Source organism: Arthrobacter sp. TMN-49, from assembly GCF_054511095.1.
On sequence record NZ_JBTNDH010000014.1, the window covers coordinates 74503 to 100801 of the forward strand.

At 63.1% G+C, this 26299-nt stretch carries 21 protein-coding genes, 1 tRNA gene and 3 pseudogenes; 10 read left to right on the forward strand and 15 right to left on the reverse strand.

Annotated elements, in window-relative coordinates; translation table 11 throughout:
* Nucleotides 1-89: 89 nt before the first annotated feature.
* Nucleotides 90-1121 carry an ornithine cyclodeaminase gene (locus ACX80E_RS08500; protein ID WP_459301491.1) on the forward strand — a complete coding sequence of 344 codons (1032 nt, stop codon included), beginning with the start codon at nucleotides 90-92 and terminating at the stop codon, nucleotides 1119-1121.
* An 11-nt stretch (nucleotides 1122-1132) separates the two neighbouring features.
* Here ACX80E_RS08500 and ACX80E_RS08505 read toward each other — a convergent pair whose 3' ends face one another.
* Nucleotides 1133-3460, reverse strand: coding sequence for an FdhF/YdeP family oxidoreductase (locus ACX80E_RS08505; protein WP_459301492.1), 2328 nt, complete (start codon nucleotides 3458-3460; stop codon nucleotides 1133-1135).
* A 65-nt stretch (nucleotides 3461-3525) separates the two neighbouring features.
* On the opposite strand from ACX80E_RS08505, the gene fdhD reads away from it, so the two are divergent.
* Entirely contained in the window at nucleotides 3526-4359 is an 834-nt protein-coding gene (gene fdhD / locus ACX80E_RS08510; RefSeq protein ID WP_459301493.1) for a formate dehydrogenase accessory sulfurtransferase FdhD, read from the forward strand.
* Nucleotides 4360-4375: 16 nt separating this feature from the next.
* On the opposite strand, the gene ACX80E_RS08515 is transcribed toward fdhD, so the two are convergent.
* The 8 genes from ACX80E_RS08515 to ACX80E_RS08550 all read right to left on the reverse strand — a co-directional run bounded on the left by ACX80E_RS08515 (nucleotide 4376) and on the right by ACX80E_RS08550 (nucleotide 10340).
* Nucleotides 4376-4789: a hypothetical protein gene (locus ACX80E_RS08515; RefSeq protein ID WP_459301494.1), complete on the reverse strand. Its 414-nt coding sequence runs from the start codon at nucleotides 4787-4789 to the stop codon at nucleotides 4376-4378.
* 13 nt (nucleotides 4790-4802) lie between these two features.
* Nucleotides 4803-5144 (reverse strand): hypothetical protein, encoded by a 342-nt coding sequence (locus ACX80E_RS08520; RefSeq protein ID WP_459301495.1) that lies wholly within the window; start codon nucleotides 5142-5144, stop codon nucleotides 4803-4805.
* A 25-nt stretch (nucleotides 5145-5169) separates the two neighbouring features.
* Entirely contained in the window at nucleotides 5170-5538 is a 369-nt protein-coding gene (locus tag ACX80E_RS08525) for a hypothetical protein (protein ID WP_459301496.1), read from the reverse strand.
* 45 nt (nucleotides 5539-5583) lie between these two features.
* Nucleotides 5584-7047 (reverse strand): WXG100 family type VII secretion target, encoded by a 1464-nt coding sequence (locus ACX80E_RS08530; RefSeq protein ID WP_459301497.1) that lies wholly within the window; start codon nucleotides 7045-7047, stop codon nucleotides 5584-5586.
* Entirely contained in the window at nucleotides 7044-7886 is an 843-nt protein-coding gene (locus tag ACX80E_RS08535) for a hypothetical protein (protein WP_459301498.1), read from the reverse strand. Before ACX80E_RS08535 ends, ACX80E_RS08530 begins: the two co-directional genes overlap by 4 nt.
* 150 nt (nucleotides 7887-8036) lie before the next feature.
* Nucleotides 8037-8834, reverse strand: a complete 798-nt coding sequence (locus ACX80E_RS08540) for an amino acid ABC transporter ATP-binding protein (RefSeq protein WP_459301499.1) — start codon at nucleotides 8832-8834, stop codon at nucleotides 8037-8039.
* Nucleotides 8821-9480 carry an amino acid ABC transporter permease gene (locus ACX80E_RS08545; protein WP_459301500.1) on the reverse strand — a complete coding sequence of 220 codons (660 nt, stop codon included), beginning with the start codon at nucleotides 9478-9480 and terminating at the stop codon, nucleotides 8821-8823. Before ACX80E_RS08545 ends, ACX80E_RS08540 begins: the two co-directional genes overlap by 14 nt.
* A 50-nt stretch (nucleotides 9481-9530) precedes the next feature.
* On the reverse strand, nucleotides 9531-10340 hold the full coding sequence (locus tag ACX80E_RS08550) for a transporter substrate-binding domain-containing protein (RefSeq protein WP_459301501.1): 810 nt from the start codon (nucleotides 10338-10340) through the stop codon (nucleotides 9531-9533).
* A 298-nt stretch (nucleotides 10341-10638) separates the two neighbouring features.
* Here ACX80E_RS08550 and ACX80E_RS08555 point away from each other — a divergent pair, with 298 nt between their 5' ends.
* Complete coding sequence (locus tag ACX80E_RS08555) at nucleotides 10639-12531, forward strand: ABC transporter ATP-binding protein (RefSeq protein ID WP_459301502.1); 1893 nt, start codon at nucleotides 10639-10641, stop codon at nucleotides 12529-12531.
* A gap of 150 nt (nucleotides 12532-12681) precedes the next feature.
* On the opposite strand, the gene ACX80E_RS08560 is transcribed toward ACX80E_RS08555, so the two are convergent.
* From ACX80E_RS08560 to ACX80E_RS08575, 4 genes and pseudogenes are all read right to left on the reverse strand, one after another.
* Nucleotides 12682-13131, reverse strand: coding sequence for an NUDIX hydrolase (locus ACX80E_RS08560; protein WP_459301513.1), 450 nt, complete (start codon nucleotides 13129-13131; stop codon nucleotides 12682-12684).
* 240 nt (nucleotides 13132-13371) lie between these two features.
* A pseudogene (rarD, locus tag ACX80E_RS08565) lies at nucleotides 13372-14133 on the reverse strand (EamA family transporter RarD); the annotation flags it as partial.
* Between the two features lie 82 nt (nucleotides 14134-14215).
* Nucleotides 14216-14287 (reverse strand) — tRNA-Arg (locus ACX80E_RS08570).
* Between the two features lie 60 nt (nucleotides 14288-14347).
* Nucleotides 14348-14974 (reverse strand): hypothetical protein, encoded by a 627-nt coding sequence (locus tag ACX80E_RS08575; RefSeq protein ID WP_459301503.1) that lies wholly within the window; start codon nucleotides 14972-14974, stop codon nucleotides 14348-14350.
* 32 nt (nucleotides 14975-15006) lie between these two features.
* Here ACX80E_RS08575 and ACX80E_RS08580 point away from each other — a divergent pair, with 32 nt between their 5' ends.
* The 5 genes from ACX80E_RS08580 to sucD all read left to right on the forward strand — a co-directional run bounded on the left by ACX80E_RS08580 (nucleotide 15007) and on the right by sucD (nucleotide 21643).
* The gene (locus tag ACX80E_RS08580) at nucleotides 15007-15861 is read left to right on the forward strand and encodes an inositol monophosphatase family protein (protein WP_459301504.1); all 855 of its coding nucleotides are present in this window, start codon (nucleotides 15007-15009) and stop codon (nucleotides 15859-15861) included.
* Nucleotides 15862-16000: 139 nt separating this feature from the next.
* Nucleotides 16001-18541: a DNA helicase PcrA gene (gene pcrA, locus ACX80E_RS08585; RefSeq protein ID WP_459301514.1), complete on the forward strand. Its 2541-nt coding sequence runs from the start codon at nucleotides 16001-16003 to the stop codon at nucleotides 18539-18541.
* A gap of 90 nt (nucleotides 18542-18631) precedes the next feature.
* The gene (locus ACX80E_RS08590) at nucleotides 18632-19384 is read left to right on the forward strand and encodes a hypothetical protein (protein ID WP_459301505.1); all 753 of its coding nucleotides are present in this window, start codon (nucleotides 18632-18634) and stop codon (nucleotides 19382-19384) included.
* A 173-nt stretch (nucleotides 19385-19557) separates the two neighbouring features.
* Nucleotides 19558-20727, forward strand: a complete 1170-nt coding sequence (gene sucC, locus ACX80E_RS08595) for an ADP-forming succinate--CoA ligase subunit beta (protein ID WP_459301506.1) — start codon at nucleotides 19558-19560, stop codon at nucleotides 20725-20727.
* Between the two features lie 13 nt (nucleotides 20728-20740).
* Complete coding sequence (gene sucD / locus ACX80E_RS08600) at nucleotides 20741-21643, forward strand: succinate--CoA ligase subunit alpha (protein ID WP_459301507.1); 903 nt, start codon at nucleotides 20741-20743, stop codon at nucleotides 21641-21643.
* 222 nt (nucleotides 21644-21865) lie between these two features.
* On the opposite strand, the gene ACX80E_RS08605 is transcribed toward sucD, so the two are convergent.
* Both ACX80E_RS08605 and ACX80E_RS08610 read right to left on the reverse strand, forming a co-directional pair.
* On the reverse strand, nucleotides 21866-23236 hold the full coding sequence (locus ACX80E_RS08605; RefSeq protein ID WP_459301508.1) for an NAD(P)-binding protein: 1371 nt from the start codon (nucleotides 23234-23236) through the stop codon (nucleotides 21866-21868).
* A 304-nt stretch (nucleotides 23237-23540) separates the two neighbouring features.
* Entirely contained in the window at nucleotides 23541-23999 is a 459-nt protein-coding gene (locus tag ACX80E_RS08610; protein WP_459301509.1) for a MarR family winged helix-turn-helix transcriptional regulator, read from the reverse strand.
* A 151-nt stretch (nucleotides 24000-24150) separates the two neighbouring features.
* Here ACX80E_RS08610 and ACX80E_RS08615 point away from each other — a divergent pair.
* Together ACX80E_RS08615 and ACX80E_RS08620 are read left to right on the forward strand one after the other, a co-directional pair.
* Nucleotides 24151-25366, forward strand: a pseudogene (locus ACX80E_RS08615) (MFS transporter).
* A gap of 24 nt (nucleotides 25367-25390) precedes the next feature.
* Nucleotides 25391-26218: pseudogene (locus ACX80E_RS08620) on the forward strand (aldo/keto reductase).
* Nucleotides 26219-26299: the final 81 nt, after the last annotated feature.

Here is a 26299-nt window from a genome sequence, read left to right on the forward strand (position 1 = left end):
CAGAAGCCGTGCGGAATGTGAGTGATCTGCTCATTGAACATGCAAATCGCTACGCCGTACAGTGAAGGAAAACTAGCTGAAGGAAGCCCATGACGCGCTTTGTGGATGTTCAAAATATGATTCGTTGGGTTGCCGCCCGCGGGCCGGAAACCATCATGACCGAGATGGTGGACTACCTTGGCGATGATTTTCGGCGCTGGGAGGAGTTTGATAAGTCCCCGCGAGTAGCCAGCCACACAGCGTTTGGGGTGATTGAGCTGATGCCCACCGCCGACCAGGACAGCTACGCATTTAAGTACGTCAACGGCCACCCGGCCAATCCGCTGCGTGGCTTTCAAACGGTGACAGCGTTTGGGGTGCTGGCCGATGTACACAACGGTTACCCGACGTTCATGTCGGAGATGACTGTATTAACTGCGTTGCGGACGGCTGCAACCTCGGCCCTGGTGGCCAAGAAACTGGCCCGGGTAAATTCCAGCCGGTTGGCCCTGATCGGCACCGGAAGCCAGTCCGAATTCCAGGCCCTGGCCTTTCGTGGTGTTCTGGGCATCGAAAAACTCACTGTTTGGGATACAGACCCGGCAGCCATGGAGAAGTTTGTGCGCAACATGCGCCCGCTCGGCTTTGACATCACCCTTGCCGAGTCGGCAACGGCGGCCGTCCGGGGAGCTGACATCATCACCACCTGCACGGCAGATAAGACCAAGGCCACCATTCTCAGCGCAGACATGGTGGAACCGGGCGTTCACATCAATGCCATTGGCGGGGACTGCCCCGGCAAGACAGAGCTGGCACCGGCCATCTTGCAACGGGGCAGCGTCTTTGTGGAGTTTGAGCCGCAAACCCGCATCGAGGGCGAAATTCAGCAACTGCCGGCGGACTTCGCCGTCACCGAGTTCTGGCAGGTACTCACTGGCCAGGCGCCGGGGCGCGTCAGCCAAGACCAGGTGACCATCTTTGACTCGGTGGGATTCGCCGTCGAGGACTTCTCCGCCCTGCGCTACGTCCGCGATTCCGTGGCCGGCACCGAGTTCTGCCAGGAGATTGACCTGGTGGCGAACCCCGAGAACCCCAAGGACCTGTTCGGGCTCATGGGCGTCCTCGCCCCCACCGGATCCTGACCGCTGGCGGGCTAGCCGACCGGCTCCAAACGAATGACAACCGATTTCGAGGTGGGTGTGCCGCTGACATCCGCGGTGGAATCCAGCGGCACCAGGACGTTGGTCTCCGGGTAGTACGCGGCGGCGCAGCCAACAGGGGTCGAGTAGGCCACCACCCGGAAGTTCGCTGCCCTGCGGTCAACCCCGTCCTTCCATTCCGAGACCAAGTCCACCATGGCGCCGTCGGCAATGCCCAGCTCGTGAAGATCCGCCTGGTTCACCAGGACCACCCGGCGCCCGTTCTTAATGCCGCGGTACCGATCATCCTTGCCGTAAATGGTGGTGTTGTACTGGTCGTGGGAGCGCAGCGTCTGCAGCAGCAACCGCCCGGCCGGGACCGTGGGGTACTCCAGCGTGTTGGCCGTGAAGTGGGCCAGCCCGGAGGCCGTGGCGAAGGACCGTGAATCGCGGGGCCCGTGCGGCAGAATGAAACCGCCGGGCTGGTCAAGCTTGGCCTCAAAGTCCGCAAATCCGGGGACCACGGCCGCAATATGCCGGCGGATCAGGCTGTAGTCCCCGGCCAGGGCGCTCCAGTCGGCGAGCGGGGCGCCCGGGCGGGTGCCGCCGTCGGCCGTTTCAAACAGCAGCGTGGCGAGCCGGCACACGATGGCCACTTCGGAGAGCAGATTGCCCGACGCCGGGGCCAACCGGCCGCGCGAGGCGTGCACGGCGCTCATCGAATCCTCAACGCTGACACGCTGATCGCCGCTGGCCTGGGTGTCACGTTCGGTCCGGCCAAGGGTGGGCAGGATCAGGGCCTGGCGGCCGGTGACCAGGTGGGACCTGTTGAGCTTGGTGGAGATTTGCACCGTCAGGGAAAGGTTGCCCATGGCCTTTTCGGTGATGTCCGAGTCGGGGGAGGCGCGCACAAAATTACCGCCCATACCCACAAAGACGCCGGCCTTGCGATCACGCATGGCCGCGATGGCAGCCACCGTGTCAAAGCCGTGGGCGCGCGGTGCTGTGAAGGAGAATTGCGCGTCGAGAGCGTCCAGGAACGCGGCCGGCATGCGTTCGAAGATGCCCATGGTCCTGTCCCCCTGAACATTGGAGTGGCCGCGGACGGGGCACACCCCGGCGCCGGGCTTGCCAATATTGCCCTGCAGGAGCAGCACGTTGACCACGTCGCGGAGCATGGCCACCGAGTGTTTGTGCTGGGTCAGGCCCATGGCCCAACAGATAACTGTGGCCTTGGACGCCAGAAGCCGGGCACCGGTGGACCGGATCTGGGCCTCGGTGAGACCCGAGGCTTTCACAATTTCCGCCCAGGTGAGCGCCTCCAGCTGCGCCAGGTACGCGCCAAGACCTGTGGTGTGGGCGTCGATGAAGGCCGTGTCAAACACGCGTCCGGCATGTTCGGACCCCGGCCGGCGCTGTTCCTCCAACAGGAACTTGCCCAAGCCCTGGAACAGCGCTTGGTCGCCGCCGAGTTTGATTTGCAGGAAGTCATCGGCAAGGGCAATGCCGCCGCCCACCAGTCCGCGCACTGTTTGCGGGTTCTCGAAACGCATCAGCCCGGCCTCGGGCAGCGGGTTGACGGCCACGATCGCGGCGCCGTTCTTCTTCGCCTTCTCCAAGGCGGTGAGCATGCGCGGGTGGTTGGTGCCCGGGTTTTGCCCGGCGACCACAATCAGTTCGGCCCGGTAGATGTCCTCCAACGACACCGAGCCCTTGCCGATACCCAGGGTTTCGGTCAGGGCCGAGCCGCTGGATTCGTGGCACATATTGGAGCAGTCGGGCAGATTGTTCGTGCCCAGTCCACGAACCATGAGCTGGTACAGGAAAGCAGCCTCATTGGAGGTGCGCCCGGACGTGTAAAAGATGGCTTCGTTGGGATCCTTGAGCGCCTTGAGCTCGTCGGCCAGCAGTCCCAGGGCGTGATCCCAGGAAACCGGCACATAGTGGTCACTGCCCTCGGCCAGGAACATCGGATCAGTCAGCCGGCCCTGCTGGCCCAGCCGGAAGTCGTCCCAGGTGCGCAGTTCGTTAATACTGTGCTTGGCGAAGAATTCCGGGGGCACCCGCCGGGTGGTGGCTTCCTCGGCAACGGCCTTGGCCCCGTTCTCACAAAACTCGGCTTTGTGCCGTTTCTCGTCCTCCGGCCAGGCACAGCCGGGGCAGTCAAAGCCGTCCTTTTGATTGATCTTCAGCAGTGCCTGGGCCGAACGCACCGGCCCCATCTGCTGCAGCGAGATTTCCAGGGCGTGCACCACGCCGGGGATGCCCACGGCCTTCTTTTGCACGCTGCCAACGCGCAGCTGTTGTTCATCAATGTTTTCCTGGGGCGCTTTGCCAGCCATGCGGGGGTCCCTTCGCCGTGGAGCATCTAGTCTGATACTAGACGTTACTGTTTTTGGAGGATTGCATGGGACGACTGATCCGGCGGGTCAGGGCCACCAGGATTGACATTGCTGGTGGCCGCAGGGTGGTGCGTGAGGAAGCATTGGCCGTGGAGGAGCCGCTGGAGATCCGGCTGGGGCACGAATCCTTCAGCGTCACCATGCGCACCCCGGGCGACGACTTTGATCTGGTGGCCGGGTTCCTGCTCTCCGAGGGCATCATCTTCGCCCCGGAACAGCTGATTTCCCTCAGGTTTTGTGCCGGTGAGGACGAAAATGGGGTCCAAACGTTTAACGTGGTCGAAGCCCAGCTCCGCCCCGACGTGGCCCTGCCCCTGGCCGCAGCCCAACGCCATGTGACAACCTCCAGCGCCTGTGGGATCTGCGGGACGGCGTCCATCGATGCTGTGCGGAAGTCCTCGCACTTCGCCATGGCCTCGGACGTGGCACAGCCGCTGATTGCTGCTGGCGTGCTGGCCGGTCTGCCCGACACCCTGCATAAGCAGCAGAAACTATTTGAAAAGACCGGCGGCGTCCACGCGGCCGGTTTGTTCACCCCTGCCGGGGAGCTGGTGTCTGTGCGCGAGGATGTGGGGCGGCACAACGCCGTGGACAAGGTCCTGGGGGCGGCGTTCCGGGATCAGGCGCTGCCCCTGGCCAACACCATCTTGCAGGTCTCCGGGCGGGCCTCCTTTGAACTCGTGCAAAAGGCGGCGATGGCGGGGGTGCCGGTGCTCGCGGCCGTGAGTGCGCCGTCGTCCCTTGCCGTGGAATTAGCTCACAGCGCCGGGGTGACAGTGGTTGGCTTTAGCCGCGGGAACACGCTGAACGTCTACACGCATCCGGGGCGCGTGGGGTAGTCCCCGCACCATGCTTTCACTGCGCGCCGCTGGCGTATTCGATGATCTGCGCCACGCTGGGCGATTGCGCCAATCCCACGGCTGTGGGATTGATGGTGTTTTCCTGCCCCACCTCGGTGACCTGGAAGGAAACGCTGGAGGAGTCCTTGATGCCGTCAGCTGCCCCGGCGAACGCCTGCAACGACTCCCGCAGCACTGTCTCCAATGACTGAACACCTGCCTGCGCCATGATGCGGACATTGACTGTGGAGCCCATGCCGGCGTTCACGTTGTAGCGGGCCTTGACCTCGACGACGTCGGGCACGGCGGCAATCGCCGACTTGAGGTTTTCGGCAGCGGAACTGTCGTTACCGGTTTTCCCGCCGCCACACGCGGCCAGCAACACAGCCAGAAGTCCCACAACAATGACCGTCCCTAGTTTTTTGAACATCTGATCCAAGCCTCTATCCGTTTCGCCCGGTGGGGATGTCAACAGCACTAACTCTAGACCTGTCATCGGTGATGAAAGGACTCATGGAGGGGTCATTTTCGTAGCTGGCAATGTCCGGATACTTCCCCGTGTCTGCCATGGAATCGCGGTAATTGTTGTAGTCGTGATTGGTGAGCGCATCGCTTGCGGCAGCACCGAGGACCGCGCCATCGACGGCTCCGGCTGGCCCCAAACTCGCCCCGGCGGCTGCCCCACCAAGATCAAGCTGGGGTACAAGATCGTCGCGGTGCCTGACCTCCAACACGTTGACGCGCGGCGAGGCGCAGACGCGGCAACGTGCCAGCGCCCCAGCCATCTAGCCTTCGTCGGCGGAAGACGGCCTATTGGTGGGAGTTGGCATACTGGCGGATCTCATCGACGGTGGGCGTGGTGCTCAGGCCGAGGGAGTCTGGGCGGATTCCGTTTTCCTCAACGCCCTCGGTGAAGACGTAGTACGCCACGGAAACGGTCCCCTTAGTGGAGCCGGAAGCGCCCGCAAAGGCATGTAGGGAGTCATCCAGTACGGTTTTCAGAGCTGCGTCCGGGGAAACCGTGAGGCGCACATTGATGCGTTTGCTCATGCCCGCATTGTTGTTGTATTCGGTCTTGACCGATACAACGCCCGGCACCTGGGCCAGGGAGGCATCCATGTCCTTGACCAGGGATGCCCCACCGCCGCATCCCGATAGAAATGCTGAAATGAGTCCCATAAGTAGAACAATACTTATCCTGCGGTTACTCGTGGTCATTCCTTGCTACCTCCGGCCTACGGGGATGTCCACAGCGGACACCATGGTGGGGTCGTTGCTGAGGAATGCATCCATGGATGGGTCACCTTCATACGAGCGTATATCCGGATACTTGGCGGTGTTGGCCAAATCAGACTTGTAGTCGTCCGTGGCGTGGTTGGCTCCGACGTCCCGAATTCCCTGAATTGCGTTGCCCACGGGTGAGGGCGCGTAGTGGAGGATATTGCCGAGTGTGTCCCGTGGCGGGTCGTCCATGGTGACGACTGTAACGTTGGCAGGTGTCTGGGACATTTGAAGGTTTGCGTTGAGCCCTCCGAGATCGAGCTTGGGCACGATGTCGCCTTCATGCTGGGCGGCAAGCACCTTGATGCTTGAGTCAACGTCACTGGTGTCAACTGGAGAGCCTACTGTCAAGATATTGGTTACGTTGTATCGGGAAGTGAAGTCCATGTCTGAACCCAGCTGGACCGCGAGGATGCCGCCTTGGCTGTGTCCGGCCAGCATGACGGGCTCGCCGGGCTTGATGCCCGCTCGTTCCATGGCCAAGACAATGTCGCGCTGGGCCGTGGTGGACTGGCCGGCCACGAGCATCAGGTTGCTGGTCAGGTCACGGGCCTGGCCACTGCCGTTGACACCCCAATTCTCCGTGCCGGGAATGTTCACAATGTGGGCCACGGTGCCGTCAGCTTGCCGCACCGTGACAATTCGTATGTCGCCGTCTTCAAGGCCGGAAACATGCCCCATGTCGTAGGCGTCCTCGACGCCCCCGAAAATTGAACTGATGGAGTTGGGCAGCTGCAGCGGGTTCCTCGAGCTGTTGGTGACCTCCTGGGGCTGGCCCGCGTACGGGGTGCCGTCTTCAAACAGGCTGAGGTTCAGATGCCCGCCAGAGAGCGCGCTCAACCCGGTGCTGAAACTGCTCCCCAGGGCCAGGGACCCCGAAGCAACTAGGCCTGCTAGTGAGGGTGGACTCCCGGACAGCCATTGCTCGCCGACGCCCAGAAAGTGTTCCAGGTGCCCGGCGCCGGTATCGGCAGCCGCGACAATAGCGGAGAAATCAATCTGCTCGGCTATCCAGCCTTGTCCGACTTTGATGGCGTCGCCAATGCCGTCAACATCATTGCCAATACCTTCGGTGACGTCGTCCCAGAGGTCCTTGCCGGCATCGACAATGTCATCCCACAGGCTGTTGCCGCCGCCGTCCACGGTGCTGGCGCGCTCCTGCTCGGCAATTTCGCGCAGCAACTCCGAGGCGGTATCGTCAAGGGCTGTCGCGGCAAGGTTCAGCCGTTGTCGGTTGGCGGGCCACTGGGCACGGAAGCGCTCGCTGTCTTGCCCCTGCCAGCCGGTGCGGGCAACGGTCCGGTTGACCTCCGAGGCGACCAGTTCAAGCTGCTGGGCGGAGCGTTTGAGAACGGTTACAAGGCCGCGGCAGTCCGCCGGGTCTAGGCCCTGGAATCCGTCGCTCATGATGCGCCCCTTTCGCCTGCAGCGGTGCCTCCGGCGGCCTTCTCTGCGCCGTCCAGGGCGTCATGGGCTCCAACCATGGCAAAGATGAGTTCATTGGCGATGTGCCCGGCGGGCACTTTGGTCAGCCGCACCTCGGGGGCATCGGCGGTGCGGGTGGTTACTGAATAGAGGGTTTCGCCCTGGACCGACCACATGCCGGCCCAGATGCGCGGCGGCAGGCCGGGCGCAGTGGTGGTGACGCTCAGCGTGACGTTGGCGTCCTCGGGCGGCAGCGACGCTGGATCCGTCCCTACTCCAAGAACTGCGGAGGGTTCGCTGTCCATCGGTGCGGCCTTGGCAGGAGCCCGAACCACGTCCAGAGGAGGCAGCAGCGTGGCGGTGGCACCCCACACGTTTTCCTCGTCGAAAAGCGTGATCTCCATGCTGTCCTCGCTGCCGGTGAAGACAGTCCCGTCCTCATGGCGCTCCGACAGGTGCCGCTGGTGGGCGGCCAGCCCCCGCCCGGCCCGCAACCCCAAAACGCTTGTGGTGCTGACCCCGTTGTAGGTGGCCCGGGCCGTCACGGTGATGGGTGCCGTCAACAAAAGTGCCACGGCGCCCGTCCACAGCCGCTTCACCTCACCCGGCGCCGGGGACATGCCCAGCACCTTCAGCTCCGCCCATCCGGCGGCGGCGTCTTCTTCGCCCAACGGCGCCGCGCCGTCCGCAGCTAGGCCGTCAACGTCGTCGTGGGCTAGACCCAGGGTGGCGCTGGTGGATTCACACAGCAACCGCCAGGCGGCCGTGCTCATCTGAAGGCGGCGCAAAACGATCGGGCGCGCTGTGTCTGATGCGGTCATGTGATTCCCCTGGTGCACGCTTCGAAGGCACCGGCAAAAGTGGTCCGTTCGCCGGGTCATGCGCCTAACTGTGTACCAAGGTACGTCACGGGCGTGGGGTTGGCGATGGGGTGCACTGCCCATGGCCCGCGCCGCCGAGCGCCGGTGGAACTAGATTTCGTGCAAGAGCCTGCGAATAAACTGTTGGGTGCGTTCCTCTTGCGGCTTGCGCAACACCTGGCTGGCCGGTCCACGTTCGACCACCACGCCGCCGTCCATGAACACCACCTCGTCGGCTGTTTGGCGGGCGAAGGCGAGCTCATGCGTCACAATCACCATGGTCCAGCCCTCATCCGCCAGTTCCTTGATAACAGCCAGGACGTCGTCCACCAGTTCCGGGTCCAGGGCGGAGGTGGGCTCATCAAAGAGCAGCAGCTGCGGTTTCAAGGCCAGTGCGCGGACAATGCCCACGCGCTGTTGCTGGCCGCCGGAGAGTTCAAAGGGGAAGGCGTCGCGTTTCTCGAACAGGCCCACACGCTTCAACAGGGCGTCCGCCTCGGCGATGACCTCCGTTCGTGGCCGTTTTTGCACCCGAACGGGGCCCTCGATGACGTTTTGCAGCACTGTCATGTGCGGGAAAAGGTTGTAGTGCTGAAACACCATGGCGCTGCGGTCGCGCAGCGCGGCGACCTCCTTGGGGGTGACCTTGGCGTCAAAATCTAGGGTCAGCGGGGGCAGTTGCGCGTCGACACCGGTGGCGTCGCGACCACCCACGGTGACCGATCCGGCGTCGGGCATCTCCAAGCCATTGAGAGAGCGCAGAATGGTCGTCTTGCCGGAACCGGAGGGGCCAATCAGGGCCACCACTTTGCCGCGCGGGACATCTAAATCAATGCCGCGCAGCACAGTGTTGGTGCCGAAGGATTTGTTCAGGCCGCGAACTTCAAGAACAGCATCAGTGGGCGACATACCTGTCCAACCTCTTTTCCACACGTGTTTGGGCGCTCGACAAGGCAAGGCAGATCAGCCAGTAGATCATGGCCGCTTCAAGGTAGAGCAGCATGAATTCCTGGCTGAACGCCGCCACCTGCTGCGCCACCCGGAACATTTCGGTGACAAGGATCAGGGAGGCCAAGGAGGTGTCCTTGACCAGGGAGATGAACGTGTTGGACAGCGGCGGGACCGAAACGCGTGCGGCCTGGGGCAAGATGATGCGCAGCAGTGTCTGATTGCGTGACATGCCGATCATGTGCCCGGCCTCCCACTGCCCCTGGGGCACCGAAAGGATGGCCGCGCGAATGACCTCGGCAGCGTAGCCGCCAACATTCAAGGAGAACGCGATGATGGCACTGGGCCAGGGTTCGATCTTCACACCCACGGCGGGCAGCCCGTAAAAGATCACGAACAGCTGCACCAGCAGGGGTGTGCCGCGGATGAGCGAGACATACACCCGGCCCGCACCGTTGGCCAGCTTGTTGGAGCTGATGCGCATCACGGCCACCACCAAGGCAATCAGCAGCCCCAGGGCAAACGACGCCAGCGCCAGTGGGATGGTGCCCTGGACGGCGCCTAAAAGCAGCGGACCCAGCGAACTCCAGAATAGCTCAACGTTCATGGCTGAACTCTAACCCGCGCATCGCAGAACTATGACTAAGGCGCCGCAGCTCACTTGCTGAAGTCTTCGCCAAAGTACTTTTTACTCAAGGTGGTCAACGTGCCGTCCGTGGCGAGCTCCGCCAGTGCCGCGTTGACGGCGTCGTTGAGGGCCGTGGCGCCCTTACGGAACGCGAAGGAGGAATCCGAGGACTCCTCGGTGGTGGCGGCGATCTTCAAACCCGAGCCGGGGTTGTTATCCAGGTAGTCAAGGACTGTGAGCTTGTCATTGACAATGGCGTCGACACGGTCGTCCTTCAGGAGTGTCACCGACTGGGCCCAGCCCTCCACGGCCTCCACATTGGCCCCGCTTTCGGTGGCCAGCGTGTACCAGTTGCTGGTCAGTGACTGGGCGGTCGTTTTGCCCTTGAGATCGGCCACACTGGAGATGTCGGTGTTGCCTTCCTTGGTCACCACCACACCTCTGGACACTGTGTAAGGGGTGGAAAGCTCATACTTTTCCTGGCGCGTGGGATTAACGCTCACCTGGTTGGCGACGGCGTCAAAACGCTTGGCCTCCAGACCGGCAAAGATCGAATCGAACTGGGTTTCCTCAAACTTGGCTTTTACCCCCATCTTGGCAGCAACAGCCGTGGCAACCTCGACGTCGTACCCGGTGAGATCCCCGGCGCCGCCTTCATGGAAACTGAACGGCTTGTAGGTGCCTTCGGTGGCGAACACGATTTGACCAGCATCCTTGACCTGGCTCAGGGAGACATCCGCGCCGGAGTCGGCACCGGTGGATCCTGCGCCGCCGCAGGCCGCCAGGGCAATTGATGTTGCTGTGAGCAGGCCGACAAGTCCAAAGCTCCGACGATTCATTTTTCAGTGTTCCTTTGCTGTGCAAGATCGTGTGTGCCCGTGACTTTAGTGTGGCTCACGGGCAGCCCATGAATGGACGTTATCACTGCTCAACCGCAAAACAAGAGCTAATATTTCATCATGTGACGTCATTGTTAAGGTAGTGAATTGACTCACTGTGGATATTTGCGCTAGCTGGTGGCAATGTGGTTCCTTGTATGGTGCTTGTTGCTCTGAATCACCGGACCAGGAGTCCTCCTGGCGCGGCAGGGAGGATTAGGCTGGTAGCTTGCCCTCTTAACGACTAAGGAATACACGCATGAGTATGGAAGGCGCGGCCTGGAGCTCTTTGTGGAGTTCCATGCGCTCGAACAAGAGCAATGGTGGAATCTCGGAGGACACCCTGCGCCGGACCATCCGTTTCGCCAAGCCCTATACCCGCAAATTGCTGGTTTTTGTGGTCTTGTCAGTGGTTTCGGCGGCGCTGGCGGTGGCCACCCCGGTGCTTGCCGGGCAGGTGGTTGATGCCATTGTGGCGAAAACTGCTGTTGATGTGGTGGTGCGGCTGGCCGTGCTAATTGCTGTCGTGGCGGTTTTGGACGCCGGACTGTCCCTGGTGATCCGGTGGATTTCGGCCAACCTGGGTGAGAGCGTGATCTTGGACCTGCGCACAGCGGTTTTTGACCACGTCCAACGCATGCCCATAGCGTTTTTCACCCGGACCCGCACCGGTGCCTTGGTGAGCCGGCTCAACAACGATGTCATTGGCGCCCAGCAGGCGTTCTCCGGCACGCTGTCCGGGATCGTGTCCAACTCCGTGCAGCTGATCCTGACCTTGCTGGTCATGTTGAACACCTCCTGGCTGGTGACCTTGTTGGCGCTGGTGTTGCTGCCAATCTTCTTGATGCCGGCACGCCGGTTTGGCCGCCGCCTGGCCGGACTGCGGCGTGAGGCGGCGGACCTGAACGCCGATATGAGCACGCAGATGACGGAGCGTTTCTCCGCACCGGGCGCCACGCTGGTCAAGCTGTTTGGCCGCCCCGGCGAGGAGTCGCGCGAATTTGCCTCACGGGCCAACAGGGTGCGCGACATTGGTGTGCGCACGGCCGTCATGCAGTTTGTGTTTTTCACGGCACTGATGCTGGTTTCGGCCCTGGCCCTGGCGCTCGTGTATGGCCTCGGCGGCGCCTTGGCGATCGGTGGCACGCTTAACGCGGGCGACGTCGTCGTCCTGGCCCTGCTGCTGACCCGTCTCTACGCGCCGCTGACTGCCCTGGCCAACGCCCGCGTGGACATCATGAGCGCACTGGTCAGCTTTGACAGGGTGTTTGAAATTCTCGACCTGAAACCCTTGATCTCCGAGAAGCCCACGGCCAAGCCCGTCCCGGCGGGCCGGTTGAGCATTGAATTTACCGACGTCTCGTTCGCCTACCCGTCGGCAGACAAGGTTTCGCTGGCCTCGTTGGAGGATGTGGCCGTGCTTGACACCCGCGGCGGCGAGGACGTGTTGCACGGGATTTCCTTCCGCGCCGAACCGGGGCAAACCATTGCCCTGGTGGGTTCCTCCGGGGCTGGCAAGTCAACCATCGCCCAGCTGCTGTCGCGCCTGTACGACGTCGACGCCGGCAGTGTGCGCATTGGCGGCATGGACGTGCGTGACCTCACCTTTGACGGGCTCCGGGCGGGGGTGGGCATGGTCACCCAGGACGGGCACTTGTTCCACGAGTCAATCCGCTCCAATCTGCGCCTGGCCAAGCCCACAGCAACTGACGGGGAAATTTGGGACGTCCTGAAAAGGGCGCGACTGGAGGACTTCGCCACGGCGCTGCCCGACGGTCTGGACACCGTGGTGGGGGAGCGCGGGTACAGGCTTTCCGGTGGTGAGCGTCAGCGCCTGACCATCGCCAGGTTGCTGTTGGTGCAACCTGCCGTGGTGATTTTGGATGAGGCCACAGCAGCCCTTGACTCCACGAACGAGGTTGCAGTTCAGGCGGCCCTGGGGGAGGCACTGGAGGGCAGGACGGCCCTGGTCATTGCACACAGGTTGTCCACCATCCGTTCGGCCGACGCCATCTTGGTGTTGGAAGCCGGACGCATCGTGGAGCACGGCACACATGACGAACTCATCCTTCGCGGCGGGCGCTACGCCGAACTGCATGAAACCCAATTCGCCCAGGCAGTGGCCGCGGTGGCCGAGACGCAGGAGCAGTAGGGCGTCAGGGCTCCTCGACATTGAACTGACCCGCCCCGGGCAACTGCCACCTAGGACAACTGACCCGCAGAAAACGCCGAAAATTCGCGTTTTTGACGCGATTTTCGGCGTTTTCTGCGGGTCAGTTTGGGGTGTTCAGGCGCGGGGATGTTAGTTGCTGTTCAGGCGGGGGAGGACGAACTCGGTCAACAGGGGCGCCAGGTCGTCAAAATCGGCCGCTCCCGCAACGTCCATCCAACGCAGTTCAGCAATCTCGGCGGTGGGCACAACAGCGTCCGCATCCCAGCGCCCCGGCGCCGTGAAGACAGTGGCCTCGATGTCGGTGTTGGCTTCATTGGCGGCTGTGCCGTGCCAAACACCCATGAGTTCAAGGGCGGCAGCGTCAACATCGATGCCCACTTCTTCGGCCAATTCGCGGACAGCCGCCTGCGCTGCGCTCTCGCCGAGCTCCGGCTTGCCGCCGGGATGCATGAACTTGGTGGTGCCGGTTTTGCGCACCGTCAGGAGCCTTCCGGCGGGGTCGTAAACACAAACAGCTGAAACCTTTAGAACACTTTTCACGTCTTTGATCCTAACGAATTTGATCCCACCGAACGCCATGACCCGTGGGGGTTCCTGCCGAACGGGGAGTAGTGGTCGATGTTTACGCCAAACATCAACCACTACTCCCCGTTCGCGAGAGAGGAGAGGAGAGGAGAGGAGAGGAGAGGGCTCAGGCTGCGGGCCGCGGCGCCCGTCCAAGGCCAGCAACAACAATGCCGCCAGGATGGGTCCGTACGTCAGCAGCGAGGCCCAACCCAGTGTTTCGCCCAAGATCCAGGAAACGCCAATGAGAAGAACCGGTTCCACGTAGCTGAGCAAGCCAAACAAGGACAGCGGCAGCCACTTGCTGGCCAACAGATACAGGGCCATGGCGGCACCGCCCAGGACACCGATGGCCCAAGTCACCCACACTCCATCAAGGCTTCCCGGCCCGCCGGAGCCAATGCCGTGCGGACCCGTCAGGATGAAGTAGATGCCCAGCGGCAGAAGAAACAGCAGCTCGGCGGCAAAAGCCGGCAGATTGTCGAAGCCGATCTTGCGGCGCAGCACAAAGTACACCGGGTACCCCAAACAAACCACCAGGGTGGGCCAGGCCAGCCCGCCCGCAGCAAACGCTTCATGGGCCACACCAAGCGCCGCGGCAGCAACGGCCAATTTGCGCAGCACGCTGAGCTTGTCGGCAAAGAACACGCGGCCAGCCAGCACCATGGTCAGCGGCAGCAGGAAATAGCCGAAGGACACGGACAACGCCATATTGTGCAGTGGCGCCCACATAAACAGCCACAGCTGCACACCCACCAGCGCTGCGGCCAGGACCCCCAGCGGAAGGAGAGCCGGACGACGTCGAACACGCGTCATCAGGGCGCGGATCTCGGTACGTGCCGAGCCAAGGAAAGGGAAAATGCCGGCCAAGGTGGCAAGCGTCAGCACGATGCGCCAACCAAAGATCTCTTCGGCGCCCCAGCCGGGCAGCAGACCGGCCAGCAGGAAGATCACAGCAAAGAGGAGCGACGCCGTGAGGGAAACTGCCACGCCGCGTGCGGCAGTGTCGGTGCCCATGGCAGGATCCTCACCGTTTACGGCCGCAGGAAACTGGCTGTTTTACAACACTGCCAGTTGTGGCCTTGCGGGAAGAAAAGAGTGCCCCCGCCGGGGATCGAACCCGGATTTGCCCTTTAGGAGAGGGCTGTCTTATCCATTGGACTACAGAGGCGCGTCACCAAGCCTAGCGGAACTGGCAAGCAAGCAAAAACGGGTGTGGGGTGTGGGCCCCTTAGCCCTCGACAGGCTTCACTTTCTTCCTCCGGCCAAGGAACAAGGCCACACCGAGCCCGGCCATCGAAAGTACCAACAGGAACCAGCTCGCCATGACCAGCGTCGAAGCCAGCGAGACAGCCGATGGGTCAAGGGATTCTGCGCCGAGCATATTGTCAACGGCAACATTGGCCCACAGTTGAACGGCCGCAAACAGGACAGGGAAAACCCACAGCACCCGCCGCACTGCCTTCTGTGCAACATTGATGGCCGTCAAGGTCAGGGCGCTCAAGGCAAAGACCAAGGGAAACAGTGTTCCGGCCGTTTTGTGCACGAATTGCAACTGACCCATGGCGTCGGAATCCATGGCTGCCCGCAACGCCTCAATGTGGGCAACGTCAAAACCAAAAACCATGGAGTCGGGCATGGCCAGGCCGCCGGAAAGATCTGTCATCTGGTTCAACGTCAGCACGTGGAAGTACCAGAACAGGAACAAACTCGCCACGGAACCGGCAATCAGCAGCAGATTCGCGTTGTTCTGCGCCTTGTGCGGTGAACGCGCAGTGCTGGAGTTAATGACGGGGGCGCCGGGCTGCGTAGCGGCCCCGCCATGCTTTGCTGCACGTTGAGCGGGAGTTTTAGCCATGGAATCATTATCGCTCAGATTAGGCTGATGCCATGGCATTGGAACTCGACCCCGCGCTCAACGACCACGAATTGGCGGCGAAGCTGCTGCGGCAGGCGGGAACGCTGGCCCACGCCATCCGCGCCGAAGGTTTAAGTGCTCTCCGCGATGGGGGACGGATCAAGAGCGGCGCCTCAGATTTTGTCACGGCCGCCGATCTGGCCGCCGAGAATTACATCTTCACGCAACTGCGCCATGCCCGCCCGGACGACTCGATCGTGGGCGAGGAAGGCGCCGGTTTCGCGGGCACCTCGGACCGGGTCTGGGTCATCGACCCGGTGGATGGCACGTTCAACTTCGCCAGCGGGTCAACGTACTGGTGCGCAGCCCTTGCGCTGGCGCAGCTGCCAGCAGGCTCGCCTCCGGCGCCGGCGTCCTTGCATGACGCGCCGGTGCTGCTGGGCGCCGTGTACCAGCATCAGGAGGACAAACTGTGGCTGGGGGGATCGGCCCATCCGGCAACGCTCAACGGCCGGCCGATACGTGTTGACACACGCCACGCGTTGGCGGAGCTCTCCGCCGGCACCTACCTTCACCCCACCTGGCTGGCCCAACCCCGGGCGGCCGTGCCGTGGCAGCACGCAGCAGTGCTCCCGGCCACCTTGCGCATGCTCGGTTCGGGCTCGTGCGATCTGGCCCGGGTGGCTCAAGGCGAGCTCGGTGTGTGGTTCCAGCACAGTTGCCCGTCCTGGGACTGGCTCCCCGGTAAAGGGATCGTTCGGGCGGCAGGCGGGGACACCGGCGTCGTCCACGTCAACGGTCTTGACTGGTTCATGGCCGGGCCGGCGGCCGCGGTGGCGCAGCTCCGGACGGCACTGGAACAAGGCGCGGCTGGGGAGGACGACTAGTCGGAGCGGCCGGGGAGTGCAAGCTGTGGGGAGGGCGCGGGTGGGGCCACGCGCCCGAGGGCCCCGCTGCGAGCTTGCGAGCAGGGGGAGGGCGCGGGGATTGTCAGTGGGGGCAACTAGACTGGATGTCACCATGGATATGTTGTTTGACCCTTACCCGCAAAAGCCCAAATCTACGCCCAGCGCCGGCGCCGGACTGCCCGTGTGGCAGCCCTTTGAGCAGGACGACCCCGGTGCTGACGCGCCCGAATTTGCGCCCGACGGGTCCGCCTCGCCGCCCCAGCCTGAGGGTCAGTACTACGACGCCGGGCCCGGTGCGGCTCCGCGGCGCTGGCCTGACCCGGCCGAGTTGCTCGAGGGCATGAACCCGGGGCAGGAAGCGGCCGTGGTGCACACCGGCGCGCCTTTGCTGATTGTGGCGGGTGCCGGCTCAGGAAAGACCAGGGTGCTCAGCCATCGGATCGCGTATTTGCTGGCCACAGACCAGGCACACCCCGGCCAGATTTTGGCCATCACGTTCACCAACAAGGCCGCGGCGGAAATGCGTGAACGCATCGAGGCCTTGATCGGTGATGCGGCGAAGTCGATGTGGATTTCCACGTTCCACTCCTCATGTGTGCGGATTCTGCGCCGCGAGGCGAAAGTCATCGGGCTGAACTCCAACTTCTCCATCTACGATTCGGCCGACTCGCTGCGCCTGATCACGCTGGTGGCCAAGGGCCTGGAGCTGGATCCGAAGAAGTTTGCGCCCAAGGCCATGATGCACAAGATCTCGGCATTGAAGAATGAGCTCATCGATGACGATGAGAATTCCATGAACACCAACTTCAACGAGCCCTTCGCGGCCGCCGTGGCGGAGGTTTACACGGGCTATGCACAACGTCTGCGCCAAGCCAACGCCATGGACTTTGACGATCTCATTGCCCAAACCGTGTACATGTTCCGGGCCTTCCCCGGTGTTGCCGAGTATTACCGGCGCCGCTTCCGGCATGTGCTGGTGGATGAGTACCAGGACACCAACCACGCCCAGTACGCGCTGGTGAAGGAAATTGTGGGCACCGACCACGCCAACACGAGCGGCATTGCGCCGGCCCAGCTGACAGTGGTGGGCGACTCCGACCAGTCCATCTACGCTTTCCGGGGCGCCGACATCCGCAACATTGTCGAATTTGAGCAGGACTATCCGTCCGCTGACACCATCAAGTTGGAGCAGAACTACAGGTCCACGCAGAACATTCTCAGCGCCGCCAACGCCGTGATCTCCCGGAACCCCAATCGGCGCGAGAAGCGCCTGTGGACGGCCGAGGGTGACGGCGAAAAGATCGTTGGCTACGTGGCCGAGTCCGAGCACGACGAGGCCCGGTTCATCGCCAAGGAGATTGACAGGCTCCAGGATGAGACGGATATCCGTCCCGGTGACGTGGCCATTTTCTACCGCACCAACGCCCAGTCCCGCGCCATTGAGGACATTCTGGTGCGGGTGGGGTTGCCGTACCGGGTGGTCGGCGGCACCCGATTCTACGAGCGCAAGGAAATCAAGGACGCTCTGGCGTACCTGCGCGCCCTGGTCAACCCGGACGACGACGTGAACTTGCGCAGGATTCTCAACGAACCCAAGCGCGGTATCGGGGACCGTGCCGAAGGCGCCGTGGCGGCGTTGGCGCAGCGGGAAAGAATCTCGTTCTCGGCAGCCCTGGCCCGGGCCGAGGAAGCGCCCGGTATTGCCTCACGATCCCTCAACGCCGTCAACGTCTTCGCGAAAATGATGACAGATCTTGGCGAGGTGGCCGCCACCGCCAGCCCCGCCACGGCCCTGGAAGCTGTGCTGGAGCAGAGCGGCTACCTGGCGGGCTTGCGCACTAGCACCGACCCGCAGGATGAGTCCCGCGTGGAGAACCTGGCTGAACTTCTCGCCGTCGTGCGTGAATTTGGGCAAGAAAACCCGGAAGGAACGTTGGGGGAGTTCCTGGAGCAAGTCTCGCTGGTGGCTGACGCCGACCAGATCCCCGATGCTCCTGGCGGGTCCGAGGCCGAGGCTGCTGCCGCCGTGGCCGAGGCGAAGCGGCTTGGTGTTGTGACGCTCATGACGTTGCACACGGCCAAGGGCCTGGAATTCCCTGTCGTGTTCCTGACAGGCATGGAGCACGGTTTGTTCCCGCATTCGCGCTCGGCCACTGATCCCAAGGAGCTCGCGGAGGAGCGCCGGCTGGCCTATGTGGGGCTGACCCGGGCACGGAAGCGGCTGTATCTGACGCGCTCCGAAGTGCGCAGCCTGTGGGGCCAGAGCCAGTACAACCCGCCCAGCCAGTTCATTGATGAGGTCCCGGCCGAGCTCATTGAATGGAAGCGCGAAGGCACCGCACGGGTTGCTCCCGTGGCGGGAGATTTTGGTACCAGCCGCTACTCGGGGTCGTCGTGGGGGGCTGGCTCGGCCGTGGGGGGACGCGCCGCCGGCCTCCTGCCGCCGAGCATTTCCGCCCGCACGGCGGCCGGACGTGTGCAACCGCAAAAGGAAGTCATCTCCGTCAGTGTGGGCGACAAAGTCAACCACACCTCCTTCGGTGATGGCACAGTTCTGGAAGTCACAGGGGTGGAGGATAAGACAGTGGCCAAGGTGCGTTTCAGTATTGGTGAGAAGCGTCTTTTGCTGCGGTATGCGCCCGTGGTGAAAATCGAATAAGGGGCTCGGGGGCACGCGTTTTCGAGCGCTTCTGCACAGGCAGCTAGTACACAGTTGGGCGGACGGTCACGGATGCGGCAAGCTTGGTCCATGGTCATGAACACGCCCGGCCGGCTGCGCGCCCGCACACCCCGCCCCGCCGCGCCAGTGTGGTGCGCGCTCGCCACGCTGGTGGCCCTGAGTTTGGCTGGCTGCATCACCGTGCCGACCGGGGGCGGTGACCCGACAGCCACGCAGGGGCCCACCGCGCCGCAGACATTCGTCGACAGGCTCAAGGCCACAGCTGTCGCCCCGCCCAGCGAGGGCGCCACCGAACTGCCACAATTCATCACCGATTCACGCAACATTGCCTGTGTTTTCACCACCTCGCGGGCCGGGCACCTGAACCAGCCGTGGGAACCCAACAACTTCAACGATGCCGCCAACGCCACAGCCCCCACCCTCCCGGTGGTCTCGTGCCAAATGGTCAGTTACCCGCAAGTTCAAGCCGCCGATGTGCGCGAGAACTGTGCCGGAACCTTCGTTGGCTACCTGGGCGGGGTTGCCACGCTCCTCCCGGACAAGGCCAGCTACGGCGGCTGCCGGGCCGGGGTGAGTGCGGTGGAGGCAGCGTTCGGCGCCCGCGGAACAGTGAATCAAGTCATGGGCAGCATCCCCGTCCTGGCCCCGGGCGCAGCCATGGAATCCCAAGGCTATCGCTGCGCACCCCTGGACGACGGCGTTGCGTGCGCCAATCTGGCCAGCGGGGTGGGCTTCTTTGTTGCCGCCGAGAAGTACGAACTTTTTGGCGCCGGGCAACCCACCAAACAACCCACCAGCAGCCCGACGGCGGCCGCAGGGTAGGAGCGCTAGGAAAGTAACGCCGTCGTGCACCAAACACGACCCTTTGTGAGCTGAATAACCCCCGTGGACTGTGGCGGACTAGTGAAATATGTGCTTTCACAACGACGCGGTAGTGTGTGGAAGGGGTCAACGCCCCTCGAAATCACTACTTCGACGTAGAAGGACACCAATCCGTGGACCTGTTTGAATACCAGGCGCGCGACATGTTTGAGGCTCACGGCGTTCCCGTGTTGGCCGGCATCGTGGCGCACACCCCTGAAGAAGCAAAAGCAGCAGCCGAGAAGATTGGCGGCGTCACAGTCGTCAAGGCACAGGTAAAGGTCGGTGGCCGCGGCAAGGCTGGCGGCGTCAAGGTTGCAAAAACCGCTGACGAAGCGTTTGAGCACGCCTCAGCCATACTTGGCATGGACATCAAGGGTCACACCGTCAACACGGTCATGATCGCACAGGGTGCAGACATCGCCGAGGAGTTCTACTTCTCGGTGCTGCTGGACCGCGCCAACCGCAACTACCTGGCCATGTGCTCGGTAGAAGGTGGCATGGAGATCGAGGTTCTGGCAGTAGAACGCCCCGACGCCTTGGCCCGGGTCGCCGTTGACCCCGCCGTGGGCATCGACCAGGCCAAGGCCGAGGAAATCGTCGCCACTGCAGGCTTCTCCGCGGAGCTCGCTCCCAAGGTTGCCGCGGCCATCATCAAGCTGTGGGACGTTTTCGCCAAAGAAGACGCCACACTGGTTGAGGTCAACCCCTTGGTCCTCACCGGAGCCGGCGACATCGTAGCCCTCGACGGCAAGGTCACCCTCGATGAGAACGCCGACTTCCGTCACCCCCACCACACCAAACTCGAAGACGCTGCTGCGGCCGACCCGTTGGAGGCCAAGGCTAAGGCTGCGGACTTGAACTACGTCAAGCTCGACGGCGAAGTTGGCGTTATCGGCAACGGTGCCGGCCTGGTCATGTCCACGCTGGATGTTGTCGCCTATGCTGGCGAAAACCACGGCGGCGTCAAGCCCGCCAACTTCTTGGACATTGGCGGTGGAGCATCCGCAGAGGTCATGGCCGCTGGCCTGGACGTCATCCTCAACGACCCACAGGTCAAGAGCGTGTTCGTCAACGTCTTCGGCGGCATCACCTCCTGTGACGCTGTTGCCAAGGGCATTGTTGGCGCATTGGCCGAGCTCGGTTCCTCAGCCAACAAGCCGCTGGTTGTCCGTCTCGACGGAAACAACGTTGAAGAAGGCCGTCGCATTCTCAACGACGCCAACCACCCGTTGGTCACCCTGGCCGCCACGATGGACGAGGGCGCCGACAAGGCCGCCGAGCTCGCCAACGCTTCGAAGTAGAGGTCTAGAAACTATGTCTATCTTCTTGAATAAAGATTCCAAGGTCATCGTCCAGGGCATCACCGGCGGCGAAGGCACCAAGCACACAGCCCTGATGCTCAAGGCTGGCACCCAGGTTGTTGGCGGCGTGAACGCACGCAAGGCCGGCACCACAGTTGTTCACGGCGACGTTGAACTGCCCGTTTTCGGTGCAGTGTCCGAAGCTGTTGCAGCCACCGGCGCCGACGTCTCCATCGTGTTCGTGCCCCCGGCATTCACCAAGAATGCAGTGGTTGAGGCCATCGAAGCCGGCGTTCCGCTGGTTGTTGTCATCACCGAAGGCGTGCCGGTTCAGGACTCCGCTGAGTTCTGGGCCCTGGCTCAGTCCAAGGTTGACGCTTCCGGGAACCAGATCACCCGCATCATCGGGCCGAACTGCCCCGGCATCATCACCCCCGGTGAAGCACTGGTTGGCATCACGCCGAACAACATCACCCAGAAGGGCCCCATCGGCTTGGTTTCCAAGTCCGGTACCTTGACCTACCAGATGATGTTCGAGCTGCGCGACCTGGGCTTCTCCACCGCTATCGGCATCGGTGGCGACCCCGTCATCGGCACCACCCACATCGACGCACTCGCTGCGTTCGAGGCTGACCCGGAGACCAAGGCCATCGTCATGATTGGTGAGATTGGTGGCGACGCTGAAGAGCGCGCAGCCGATTACATCAAGGCCCACGTCACCAAGCCCGTTGTTGGCTATGTTGCAGGCTTCACGGCTCCCGAGGGCAAGACCATGGGCCACGCCGGCGCCATCGTCTCCGGCTCAGCAGGAACCGCACAGGCCAAGAAGGAAGCCCTTGAGGCTGCTGGCGTGAAGGTCGGCAAGACGCCGTCCGAGACGGCTGCACTGCTGCGCGAAGTTTTCGCAGCGCTCTAAGCTTTCTTGAGCGCAAGAGCGCGGCCGCCGCATCTTTAGATGTGGTGGCCGCGCTTTTTTGTGCCCGCGCGCGCTCGCGTCCGTGCTCCCTGCCCGCGCGCCGCGCCCTGTTCCTTGCCCCGCCCCGCGCGCCGAGTCAGACTGAAAGCCGCCGAGTCAGACGCTGCGCTGCTGAGTTTTCGCGGGCGTCCGTCTGACTCGGCGCACGATCGCCACGGCGGCTCAGCTCAGCTCGACTAGCTTCGCCAAACCACGGGGAAGCTGAGTCTTTAGGCGAGTGAGCACCGACTGCAACGCTGCTGACCTGTCCTGCTCGGGCGGAAGTCGCGCAGGGTTGAGCGCCACGCCGTCGGCCCAGACCCTGATATCGGTCTCGGATCCGTACGACATCGCCGCGTGGCTGCCCAAGATGTTCATGGTTGCCCAGTCCGCCAGGGTGTTCGCATACGGTGTTGGTGGGCACAGCCGGTTCTTTGCGGCGTCGTCTTCACGAGTAGCTTCCACATACCCTGCCAGAGCAGCCCCGAAGCACGGGAACCCGGCCCGGATAGGCTGTAGGGTAATCGCCGAACGTCCCCAAATCGGTACGCTGGGCGGGTACTGCAAGCCGGACGCCGCGCAGTGCACCACCATCGCGTCCCTCGCTATCGCGGCCGACCCCTCCGCGAGCGTGATGCGTCCTCGCTCAACCGAACGGACATGCCCCAGGCGCACAACGTGCTCGATCGTGCGTAGTTGGCGGAGTTCCCAGTTGGCCAGCGTAGGCGTCTTCGCCATCGTCGGCGTCACGGAGCGGTCGATCCGCAGCATGACGCCGGCATCTTCCATCCGGAGGAACATGTCCTGAAACGATGTCGCGGCCCCGGCCGACTCCATAATGTCGGCGACCATGCCCAGGAACGCGGCTGGATCCGGCTGAACCACTGCCCGGTTGAGCATCCACGGATCGCGTGGCCTGACCCAACAGATCTTAGCGGCGTCCACGCCGCGTGCCAGCAGCCAGAGGCAGGCGTCGGTCGCAGTCTTGCCCGAGCCAACGATCACGAACTGACTGGGCGCCTCGGCCAGGCGGGCGAGGTCGTTGACCGGAATCACGCGGGCGTCGACAGCGACGTCGAACGGGGGCGGCGTATCTGCGGGGATCGTGGGGGAGAGGTACCGGGCGTCAACAATCCGGCACCCCGGCGACACCTCAAACCGCTCCCCGGAGATGCGCGAGAGGATCTGATGGTCCGCGAGGTACTCGCAATTGGCAAAGAACTCGACCCTGCCGGTCTCCAGCAACCGGTCGGTCAAGACGCGACCATAGTAGGCGCAGATCTCGGAGACGTCGGCCCGCTCATGCAGCCCGGCCTCTGGTCCGTGCTGTTGCACCCGGCCGCCGCCCAGTAGCGTCGACGCGACACCGTAAAAGGCCGACGCCTGGTGCAAGCGGACAAAAGGATAGGCATCGAGCCAGTGCCCGCCCACCGAGTGGCGGCGGTCAACCACCGCCACGCGTGCGTTGCTGTGCTCGATCAGCGCATCAGTGAACGCCATACCCGTGGCACCGGCGCCGACCACTAGGTAGTCTGCTCGCACAATGCGCGTCATGGCTCAATCCAACCACCGGGAGGGTGGCTGATCAATGGGTCGGGCGTGAATACCCCAAACGAAAAGTGCGGCCCGGAGGGGGTGGCCTCCCAGCCTTGAGTAGACTGCACGGGAAAAGACGCAGCCCCAACGCTGGCCCGGACTGCGGCCACGGCCTCCTGTGCTTCCAGTGAGGCGGACCCAGTACGGGTATCTAGCCAGCGTTTCGGCCGAGGTAGCCGGTAAGCGTCGAGACCCACATACGCCGCATGCGGGTCTCGACGCCAACCGGCTACCTCGGCGCATTAAGGGTTGCGGGGAGCAACTAGCCGGCGGGGACGCCGGCGTGGAGTTGCGGGAGTGCCGTTACCAGCGGGGCCAGCTCCGGTAGAAGTGCAGCCTCCGCCAAGGCGCACTCCAGCGCTTCGTCGTGGACGGGGCGCGCTGTTTCGAGCAAGTCCAGGCCAGCGGGCGTCAGCTCCGTGTAGATCCCGCGGCGGTCATCGGCGCACAGGATGCGCGTGAGGAGCCCGCGGTCCTCCAAACGGTTGACCAGGCGTGTGGTGGCGCTGGGGCTCAGCGCTGTGGCGCGGCCCAGCTGTTGCATACGCATGTGCCAGCCATCCTGCCTGCTCAGGGCGTCCAGGACGGTGTATTCCACCACCGACAGCTGCGCGGCGTTCGCCAGTGCCTTCTCCATGCTTGCTTCGATCAAGCCGTGAAGTGCTGCCAAAGTCCGCCACCCCCGGGCGCGAACTTCAACTGCGTCATCCTTAATGCTCATGGGCGGATTCCTTTCGCGAGAAACGTGCGGTGCAGCACAAAGTAGTTTAGTTGCTTGCGCGCTATAGGTGCGTGTACACCAATTTATGAAGCGTCTGCAACTACTAGCTTGCGCCCCCGATTTACCAGCCCCAAGCCCCAGAAGGAGAATCATGTCTCTCGGCCTGTTAGCACTAGCCCTCGGAGGGTTCGGCATCGGAGTCACCGAGTTCGCCATCATGGGGTTGCTCCCCGAGGTTGCCGCCGATTTTGCCGTCAGCGAAGCCACTGCAGGGTGGCTCATCTCCGGCTACGCGCTGAGCGTCGTTGTGGGTGCTCTGCTGCTGACAGCAGCCGTCACCAGGCTTCCTCGCAAGCTCGTCCTGGCCGCCTTGATGGTCCTGTTCATCGCGGGAAACTTGATCTCCGCCATAGCGCCCGACTATGCCATCATGATGGCGGGGCGCGTCATCGCGGCCCTCTGCCACGGCGCGTTCTTTGGCATTGGTGCGGTGGTGGCCGCGGACATGGTGGCCCCCAGCAAAAAGGCCGGGGCCTTCGCCATCATGTTTACCGGCCTGACAGCCGCCAACGTGTTGGGCGTACCGTTCGGGACCCTGCTGGGCCAACACGCCGGCTGGCGCTCTACGTTTTGGGCCATCACGGTCATCGGTGTCATTGCGCTGATAGGCATCCTGGCTCTGGTACCGAACCTGGCCCACGAACGTGGAGCAGGGCTGCGTGGGGAACTGCGCGCGTTCAAGTCCCACCAAGTCTGGCTGTCTATCACCGTAACCGTGCTTGGCTACGGCGGCATGTTTGGCGCGTTCACCTACATTGCCTTCACCCTGACGGAGGTGACAGGCTTCCGCGCCACCACAGTCCCGTGGCTGCTCATTCTGTTCGGGGTTGGCCTGTTCATCGACAACACCGTGGGAGGCAAGGCCGCGGACAAGAATGTGGACAAGACACTTTTGCTCGCCTTATCCATCCTGGTGGTCATTCTGGCCGTCTTTGCGTTGACGGCCACCAGCCAGATCATGACCATCGCTTCCCTGGTCCTAATGGGCGGCTTTGGCTTCGCCACCGTACCCGGCCTGCAAATGCGGGTCATGAAATATGCGTCAGCGGCCCCAACTCTCGCCTCCGGCCCCAACTCTCGCCTCCGGCGCCAACATTGGTGCCTTCAACCTGGGCAATGCGCTTGGCGCCTGTCTGGGCGGTGTCACCATCACCACCGGATTGGGCTACACCTCACCCATCTGGGCCGGGACCGGACTGAGCGCCCTTGCCGTCGTCGTCATGGCCTACGCAGCAGTCAACGGCCGCAAGCTCGCCGCCGCCCAACAGCCCCGGCACCCCCACGCCGTCGAACTTTCCACCGTCTAAAACCTCAACACCCAGGAGAACATCATGACTTCCATCCCCTCCATCTCACTGAACAACGGCGTGCGCATGCCTGAGATCGGCTACGGCGTGTTTCAGGTGCCCGACGCCGAAACGGAGCAGGCGGTCACGGCGGCTCTGGCTGCAGGTTAATGGAGCATCGACACGGCTGCCGTCTACGGCAATGAGGCAGGCGTGGGCCGGGCCCTGGCCGCGTCAGGAGTGCCCCGCCAGGATCTGTTCATCACCTCGAAGGCCTGGATTGCCGATCTTGGCTACGCGCAGACACTTGCGGCCTACGAAATCAGCCTGGCGAAACTTGGTCTGGACTACCTTGACCTGTACCTGATCCACTGGCCGGCACCGGAGACGGAGCTGTACCTGGAGTCGTGGAAGGCGCTGGAGGAACTGCTGGCGGCCGGGAAGGTGCGCGCCATTGGCGTCTCCAACTTCCTGCCCGAGCACCTTGAGTCGATCATTGCCCTGGGCGGAACGGTGCCTGCCGTCAACCAGATTGAGCTGCATCCGGCGCTGCAACAGGGCAGTATTGCAGCGTTCAACGCCGCACACGGCATTGTCACCGAGGCGTGGAGCCCGTTGGTGCAGGGTGCCGTGTTGGACGACCCAGCGGTGCTGGCCAATGCCGCGGCTCACGGGCGCACCCCGGCACAGGTAATTTTGCGCTGGCACCTCGCGCAGGGCCGGGTCATCATCCCCAAGTCGGTGACGGAATCACGCATCAAGGAAAACCTTGACATCCTGGACTTTGAACGGGCCGATGGGCAGCTGGCAGCCCTTGATGCGCTGGAGAGGGACGGCCGTACAGGCCCGCACCCGGCGCACTTCAACGGCTAAAAGGTTGCGGGGGCCGTTGTGGGAAGCCGATGGTGGTTGAACACCACCGGATGTTCTCCACAGCACCCTCAACAACCTGCA

Excerpts from the sequence above, each read along its gene's own strand:
- ACX80E_RS08545 (WP_459301500.1), bottom strand. The coding sequence starts at position 9,480 with ATGAACGTTGAGCTATTCTGGAGTTCGCTGGGTCCGCTGCTTTTAGGC.
- ACX80E_RS08555 (WP_459301502.1), top strand. The coding sequence starts at position 10,639 with ATGAGTATGGAAGGCGCGGCCTGGAGCTCTTTGTGGAGTTCCATGCGC.
- ACX80E_RS08500 (WP_459301491.1), top strand. The coding sequence starts at position 90 with ATGACGCGCTTTGTGGATGTTCAAAATATGATTCGTTGGGTTGCCGCC.
- ACX80E_RS08575 (WP_459301503.1), bottom strand. The coding sequence starts at position 14,974 with ATGGCTAAAACTCCCGCTCAACGTGCAGCAAAGCATGGCGGGGCCGCT.
- ACX80E_RS08540 (WP_459301499.1), bottom strand. The coding sequence starts at position 8,834 with ATGTCGCCCACTGATGCTGTTCTTGAAGTTCGCGGCCTGAACAAATCC.
- ACX80E_RS08580 (WP_459301504.1), top strand. The coding sequence starts at position 15,007 with ATGGCATTGGAACTCGACCCCGCGCTCAACGACCACGAATTGGCGGCG.
- ACX80E_RS08590 (WP_459301505.1), top strand. The coding sequence starts at position 18,632 with ATGGTCATGAACACGCCCGGCCGGCTGCGCGCCCGCACACCCCGCCCC.
- ACX80E_RS08525 (WP_459301496.1), bottom strand. The coding sequence starts at position 5,538 with ATGGGACTCATTTCAGCATTTCTATCGGGATGCGGCGGTGGGGCATCC.
- ACX80E_RS08535 (WP_459301498.1), bottom strand. The coding sequence starts at position 7,886 with ATGACCGCATCAGACACAGCGCGCCCGATCGTTTTGCGCCGCCTTCAG.
- ACX80E_RS08610 (WP_459301509.1), bottom strand. The coding sequence starts at position 23,999 with ATGAGCATTAAGGATGACGCAGTTGAAGTTCGCGCCCGGGGGTGGCGG.
- ACX80E_RS08605 (WP_459301508.1), bottom strand. The coding sequence starts at position 23,236 with ATGACGCGCATTGTGCGAGCAGACTACCTAGTGGTCGGCGCCGGTGCC.
- sucD (WP_459301507.1), top strand. The coding sequence starts at position 20,741 with ATGTCTATCTTCTTGAATAAAGATTCCAAGGTCATCGTCCAGGGCATC.
- ACX80E_RS08530 (WP_459301497.1), bottom strand. The coding sequence starts at position 7,047 with ATGAGCGACGGATTCCAGGGCCTAGACCCGGCGGACTGCCGCGGCCTT.
- pcrA (WP_459301514.1), top strand. The coding sequence starts at position 16,001 with ATGTTGTTTGACCCTTACCCGCAAAAGCCCAAATCTACGCCCAGCGCC.
- ACX80E_RS08560 (WP_459301513.1), bottom strand. The coding sequence starts at position 13,131 with ATGGCGTTCGGTGGGATCAAATTCGTTAGGATCAAAGACGTGAAAAGT.
- ACX80E_RS08505 (WP_459301492.1), bottom strand. The coding sequence starts at position 3,460 with ATGGCTGGCAAAGCGCCCCAGGAAAACATTGATGAACAACAGCTGCGC.
- ACX80E_RS08515 (WP_459301494.1), bottom strand. The coding sequence starts at position 4,789 with ATGTTCAAAAAACTAGGGACGGTCATTGTTGTGGGACTTCTGGCTGTG.
- fdhD (WP_459301493.1), top strand. The coding sequence starts at position 3,526 with ATGGGACGACTGATCCGGCGGGTCAGGGCCACCAGGATTGACATTGCT.
- ACX80E_RS08550 (WP_459301501.1), bottom strand. The coding sequence starts at position 10,340 with ATGAATCGTCGGAGCTTTGGACTTGTCGGCCTGCTCACAGCAACATCA.
- ACX80E_RS08520 (WP_459301495.1), bottom strand. The coding sequence starts at position 5,144 with ATGGCTGGGGCGCTGGCACGTTGCCGCGTCTGCGCCTCGCCGCGCGTC.